The sequence below is a fragment of the Bartonella sp. ML70XJBT.G genome (assembly GCF_028618575.1).
Lineage (GTDB): Bacteria > Pseudomonadota > Alphaproteobacteria > Rhizobiales > Rhizobiaceae > Bartonella.
The window spans coordinates 1-2,955 of the sequence record NZ_JAQITA010000061.1 but is presented as its reverse complement, the minus strand read 5'-3'; the positions used below and the strand labels follow the sequence as shown (position 1 = coordinate 2,955).

At 45.9% G+C, this 2,955-nt stretch carries 1 protein-coding gene and 1 pseudogene; both read left to right on the top strand.

Translation table 11 applies throughout. The features are described 5' to 3' along the window. Window positions 1-2,805 (top strand): hypothetical protein (locus tag PVV64_RS10175; protein WP_273760871.1); only part of this gene is annotated, 2,805 nt, incomplete at its 5' end. Then, window positions 2,775-2,955: pseudogene (locus PVV64_RS10170) on the top strand (hypothetical protein); the annotation flags it as partial. The gene PVV64_RS10175 and the pseudogene PVV64_RS10170, both read left to right, overlap by 31 nt.

The following is a 2,955-nucleotide window of genomic DNA, read 5'->3' as shown; positions in this document are numbered from 1 at the left end:
ACAGCCAAGCAGACAGCGGAAGAAGCAAAAAGCATAGCAGAAGAGTCTAAGGGGCTAGCAGAGGGAGCGTCCATCACAGCCAATGAAGCCAAGAGTGCAAGTGAAGCAGCAACAGAAACAGCGAGTAATGCAAAAGAAAGCGCTGAGAGAGCCGTTTTAGAAGCATCAGATGCGAAGAGCAAAGCCGAAGAAGCCAAACAACGAGCGTCAGAAGCGAAAGATGCGTCTTCAAATGCGCTCACAGCTTCTACAGAAGCGAAGGATCAATCTTCACAGGCGATCACCTTAGTTAATGAAGCAAAAGGTGTTAGTGAAGAAGCGAAGAGTTTAGCAGAGCAAGCGCGGATAGAATCGACTGGTGCGACAACGACGGCAAGCAGGGCATTAATCACAGCCAATGATGCCAAGGGGAGCGCAGAGGAAGCTAAAGGGTTATCAGAAGAGGCGAAGGATCTTGCACAAGCGAACAAGACTGTTTGTGATGAGGTTAAACAGAGCTTTAGTGATGTAAAAAGCCTTGCAGAGAGTGCGGTATCAACAGCCAATGCGGCAAAACAGAGAGATGATGAGACGTTACAAAAAGTCACAGAATCCTTGACGCAATCGAGTGAAGCCAAGAGTGTGGCAGAGGACGCTAAAAGCGTAGCGGATAGTGCAAAAGAGAAGGCAGAGCATGCAGAACAGCAAGCAAGCGAGGCGACGAGAATAGCGGGAGAGGCGAAAAGGTTAGCAGAACAGGCTATACGTTCAGGAGAAGCGGTGGGGCAAGTAAATGCAGATGCTGTAAAAAGCCTTGTTGAAGAAGCCAAGAACAAAGCAGAAGCAGCAGAGAGATTAGCTCAAGAAGCCAAGAACAAAGCGGACAGTTTAGAGACTTTAGCCAATGAGGCAAAACAAAGGGGAGATCAGGCAAGCAGCACAGCTTCCACAGCTAAGAGTGTATCGGAAGAAGCCAAGAAGGCAGCAGAAGGAGCACAGAAAAAGGCAGATCAGGTAGAGAGAATAGCCGAAGAAGCGCAAAAGAGCGCCAAGGAATCGAAAGATACAGCAGGTTTTGCCAAGCATGATGCGGAACAGGCACGAAGCAAGGCGGAAAAATCAGAAAGTTTAGGTTATCAAGCTTTAAGTAAAGCAAGAGAGGCAGAGCAACTAGCAGATGGTGCGAAGGTAAAAGCGAGCTTGGCGGAAAGAGCAGCAGAAGAGGCAAAGAAGACAGCGAGCGGAGCGGATACGCGGGCATATCAAGCCAAAGACGAAGTCAATAAAGCCAAGGAAGCAGCTGATAATGCGAAACTTATAGCCCAATCGGCGCAACGCGTAGCAGATGAAGCCAAAAAAACAGCAGAAAGAGCAAGGACAGAAGCGAGTGAAGCTAAAGAGGCGGTAAGAAGTATAAAAGATACAGCCTCTAGTGCGCAACATGATGCGGGCCAAGCACGTTCCATAGCCGAAAGAGCAGAGAAGATAGCCTCAGAGACGAGAAGTAAGGTTATAGATATCAATCAAGTTGTTGATAATTTTAAAGCGCCGGTAAGCTTAGCGAGAATGGCAGGGGATGAAGCCAAGAACACAGCGAGTAAAGCAGAGAATTTAGCCTATCAAGCCTTAAATAAAGCAGGAGATGCAAAACAAGCGGCTGATGGAGCCAAGGTTACAGCGGGTTTAGCAGAACGAGCAGGAGAAGAAGCTAAGAAAGCCGCCGGGAAATCAGAGACACGAGCCAATGAAGCAAAGGATGAAGCAAGTCAAGCTAAGCAACTAGCCCATAGTGCGAAGTCGACAGCAGAGAGTGCGAAAAGCCTTGTCGAACAAACAAAACAGTCTTTAAATACGACAAATCAAGAGCTTGGTGGTCTCAAGAGTTCCTTAACAACTACCACAACAACGGCGAATTCTGCGAAGAGCACGGCAACGCTAGCTCAGACAGAAGCCTTAGAGGCAAAGGCACTTGCTCAAGAGGCAAAAGAGGCAGTTCTAAAAGCTCAAGGGGGCAATGATCTCAGCAGTTCTGCTTTGATGAAACATTTAACTTGGAATGTCATTTCGCTTTCTACGCCCTTTCTTGTGGCATCTGGAAAACAGCAACTTGTGTTAAAAAAAGGAACGCATATTTCTTTTCACAATGGCAATAATCTCTCTGTAGTCAGTTACATGGAAGATACAATTATTCCAATGAATAGAACTCTTTCAGGGGGCAATGATTATTACATCTATTTAGTGAACGCGGGTGAGAAGAATGTGCAGTTTGTTGTGTCATTGAACTCTACTTATCCTCTAGGTTATACGGCGACGAATTCACGTAAGATAGGAGGATTTCATACGCTTTGTGCGGATGTTGGAACGATCTCTGGTCACCCTTTATCAGGTTATAAAGCGGGGGATATATTACCCAATTCTGTGTGGTGTCTCAATCACCGCCCCTATAGTTCACCCGAAGGGATGGTGTATGACCCCTTTACAGATATTTGGGTAGATATTTATCTTCAATCGGGAACGGGGGAAAACAGCAAATCGGCTTATGGTGATCTTGTCACCACCAATCGTAGCTATACAGAGCATGTATCAGACATGTTGCGTGTTAAGAAGTCCTTACTAAATGATGAGCAATTTGCTTCAGCGATGTATGGCAGTAATGAGAAGACGAATATAGCAGGGAGTAAAGCTCCAACGCCAAAAAAATCAGGAGGTCATAAAGATACAGCGAATCGTCGCATGATATCGCATATAGGGTGTGAGGATGGTTGCGGTTATCTTTTAAGCAATTTGCTTCAGCGATGTATGGCAGTAATGAGAAGACGAATATAGCAGGGAGTAAAGCTCCAACGCCAAAAAAATCAGGAGGTCATAAAGATACAGCGAATCGTCGCATGATATCGCATATAGGGTGTGAGGATGGTTGCGGTTATCTTTTACAATTTTTATCGCAGACGTTTCTGATGCAAACCCCCTATACGT